The 3,204-nt window shown below is 64.2% G+C and carries 4 protein-coding genes; all 4 read left to right on the forward strand.

Annotated features, from left to right (window positions below):
- The coding region (locus NEZ08_RS15465) for a hypothetical protein (protein WP_298108449.1) at nt 1-321 on the forward strand (321 nt) is incomplete at its 5' end.
- A 105-nt stretch (nt 322-426) separates the two neighbouring features.
- Nucleotides 427-1,959, forward strand: a complete 1,533-nt coding sequence (gene istA, locus NEZ08_RS15470; protein WP_298108457.1) for an IS21 family transposase — start codon at nt 427-429, stop codon at nt 1,957-1,959.
- Nucleotides 1,949-2,743 carry an IS21-like element helper ATPase IstB gene (gene istB, locus NEZ08_RS15475; protein ID WP_298108452.1) on the forward strand — a complete coding sequence of 265 codons (795 nt, stop codon included), beginning with the start codon at nt 1,949-1,951 and terminating at the stop codon, nt 2,741-2,743. Before istA ends, istB begins: the two co-directional genes overlap by 11 nt.
- Nucleotides 2,744-2,813: 70 nt before the next feature.
- On the forward strand, nt 2,814-3,204 hold a 391-nt coding region (locus tag NEZ08_RS15480; RefSeq protein ID WP_298108454.1), incomplete at its 3' end, for a FixH family protein.

Genomic DNA, 3,204 nt, shown 5'->3' on the forward strand with positions numbered 1-3,204 from the left:
ACCGCCGTCGGTCGCGTGCGGCGTTTCCGGAATCGCCGTGACAAGCGAGCGCCGGCACCGCTAAAGGCGTGTCCTTGGTGTGGCACGGAATTCACGGCTTCGTCCTTTGCCTGCATGCCCAACGAGCATGCGCCAACCAACCTCGAGATCCGTTGCGTCAATACGAATTGTGATTTCAGCCGCAACCGGCCGCTGCCGGTTCTCACTGTCGACGAGCCCATTTACCGGCGTCTGCCCGCGTTCCTGATCGCGACGGTCGACAAGTTCGCAGCCTTGCCCTGGGTCGGCGAAACTGGCTCTTTCTTCGGCCACGTCTGTTGATTTCCACTGAGAACTGACCCGGGCGCTACGGGTTTTTCCACCGAGAATTGACCCATGTTCGAACCTACCCCCTGGCCGACGGCAGGGGGCATCGGAGTGATCGACATGGAGTTATTGAGCGTCATCCGACGCTGGCGGTATCGCGACCATTTCTCGATCCGGGAGATCTCGCGGCGCACTGGTCTGTCGAGGAACACGGTCCGCAAATATCTGCGCTCGGACAGCGTGGAACCGAGGTTCAACCTCCCCGACCGCGCCAGCAAGCTCGACCCCTTCGCCGACAAACTGTCGCAGATGCTGCAGCAGGAGGCGGGGAAGTCGCGCAAGCAGAAGCGGACGGCGAAGCAGTTGCACGCTGACCTTGTGGTCCTCGGCTACGACGGCTCCTACAATCGCGTGGCCGCCTTCGCCCGCGAGTGGAAAGCGGCCCGGCATCGGGAACAGCAGACCACCGGTCGCGGCGCCTTCGTGCCGCTGGCGTTCCTGCCTGGCGAAGCGTTCCAGTTCGACTGGTCGGAGGACTGGGCGATCATCGCGGGTGAGCGGACCAAGTTGCAGGTCGCGCACGTCAAGCTCGCCTACAGCCGAGCGTTCGTCCTGCGGGCCTATCCGCAGCAGACCCACGAGATGCTGTTCGACGCCCACAACCATGCTTTCCGCGTGCTGGGCGGCGTGCCGCGACGCGGGATTTACGACAACATGCGCACGGCGGTCGACAAGATCGGGCGCGGCAAGGAGCGCAAGGTCAACACCCGCTTCTCGGCCATGGTCAGCCACTTCCTGTTCGAGGCCGAATTCTGCAATCCGGCCTCTGGCTGGGAGAAGGGGCAGATCGAGAAAAACGTGCAGGACGCCCGTCATCGGCTCTGGCAGCCGACGCCGAGCTTTGCCTCGCTGACGGCGCTGAACGACTGGCTGGAGGTGCGATGCCGGGAGTTGTGGGTCGAGATCGCGCACGGCGCGCAGCCGGGCACGGTGGCCGACGCTTGGCGCGAGGAAGCGCAACACTTGATGCAGCTTCCCCGTCCGTTCGACGGCTTCGTCGAATACGCCAAGCGCGTGTCCCCGACGTGTCTCATCCACCTGGAGCGCAATCGCTACAGCGTGCCGGCGTCTTTCGCCAACCGTCCCGTCAGCGTGCGGGTGTACCCTGAGCGCGTGGTCGTCGCGGCCGAAGGACAAATCGTGTGCGAGCACGCCCGCGTCTTCGCACGTTCCCACAGGCTGATGAGCGGCGCGACCGTTTACGACTGGCGGCACTATCTGGCGGTCATCCAGCGCAAGCCGGGCGCGCTGCGCAATGGTGCGCCCTTCGCCGAACTGCCGCCGGCCTTCCGGGCGCTGCAACAGCGCCTGCTCAAGACGCCGGGCGGCGACCGAGACATGGTCGAGATCCTCGCTCTGGTGCTCCAGCACGACGAGCAGACCGTGCTCGCCGCCATCGAACTGGCGCTGCAGGCCGGCGCGCCGACCAAGACCCACATCCTGAACGTGCTGCACCGCCTGGTGGACGGCAAGTCGATCGATGCGCCGCCAGTGAAGCCGCCTAACGCCCTGACGCTCACCACTGAGCCGCAGGCCAATGTCGAGCGCTACGACGCGCTGCGCAAAGTCCGGGAGACGCGCCATGCGTCATAATCCCGCCGCCGGCGCCATCGCCATCATGCTGCGCAGCCTCAAGATGCACGGTATGGCGCAGGCCGTCGGCGAACTGACCGAACAAGGCTCGCCGGCCTTCGAGGCGGCGCTGCCGATCCTGTCGCAGCTCCTGAAGGCGGAGACGGCCGACAGGGAGGTGAGATCTACGGCCTATCAGCTCAAGGTTGCCCGCTTTCCAGCCTATCGCGACCTCGCCGGCTTCGACTTCGCCTCAAGCGAGGTCAACGAGGCGCTCGTGCGCCAGCTCCACCGCTGCGAATTCCTGGAGGACGCCCACAACGTCGTCCTCGTCGGCGGCCCCGGCACGGGCAAGACGCATCTGGCGACCGCTGTCGGCGTCCAGGCCATCGAGCATCACCGCAAGCGCGTCCGGTTCTTCTCGACCGTCGAACTCGTCAACGCCCTCGAACAAGAAAAGCATCAGGGCAAGCCTGGGCAGCTCGCCGGACGGCTCGCCCATTCCGATCTCGTCATCCTCGACGAGCTTGGCTACCTGCCGTTCAGCGCCTCGGGTGGGGCGCTGCTCTTCCACCTGCTTAGCAAGCTCTACGAGCGCACCAGCGTCATCATCACGACCAACCTGAGCTTCGGCGAATGGGCGACCGTGTTCGGCGATGCCAAGATGACCACGGCGCTGCTCGACCGCCTCACCCACCGCTGCCACATCCTTGAAACCGGAAACGACAGCTTCCGCTTCAAGAACAGCTCGGCGAAGGCCGCCAAACCCACAAAGGAGAAAGCCCGAAACTTGACGAACGCCTGACCCTCAAACCATCATCAACCCGGGTCAGTTCTCAATGGAAATCCCGGGTCAAATCTCGGTGGAAATCGACATGAAAGGTGTTCCGATGAATCGCAATCGTGCTTTTGCGAGCGCTACGGCGTTCGCTTGCGGCCTTATGTTTGCCGCTTCCCCAAGCTTTGCCGCGGCAACCGACTATCGGTTCGAGTTGGTGGGCAAACCTCAACTGTCAGCCGGAAAGGACATTGTCCAAATTCGGCTCGTACGTTCCGCAGATAGCAAACCGGTACCGGACGCCGTGATCTTTGAGAGCACGGCCGATATGGGGCCGGCCGGTATGCCGACTATGCCGGCACCAATGAAGGCGTTGAAGGCGAAGGACGGCGTCTACAGCTTCGAGGTGGCCCCCGGCATGGCCGGCACTTGGGCACTGCATCTGGCGGCCAAGGTCCAAGGTGAACCGGAGACCGTCCGGGGAACCG

Origin of the sequence: Bradyrhizobium sp., assembly GCF_027451485.1 — a bacterium.
GTDB lineage: Bacteria > Pseudomonadota > Alphaproteobacteria > Rhizobiales > Xanthobacteraceae > Bradyrhizobium.

Excerpts from the sequence above, each read along its gene's own strand:
- istA (WP_298108457.1), top strand. The coding sequence starts at position 427 with ATGGAGTTATTGAGCGTCATCCGACGCTGGCGGTATCGCGACCATTTC.
- istB (WP_298108452.1), top strand. The coding sequence starts at position 1,949 with ATGCGTCATAATCCCGCCGCCGGCGCCATCGCCATCATGCTGCGCAGC.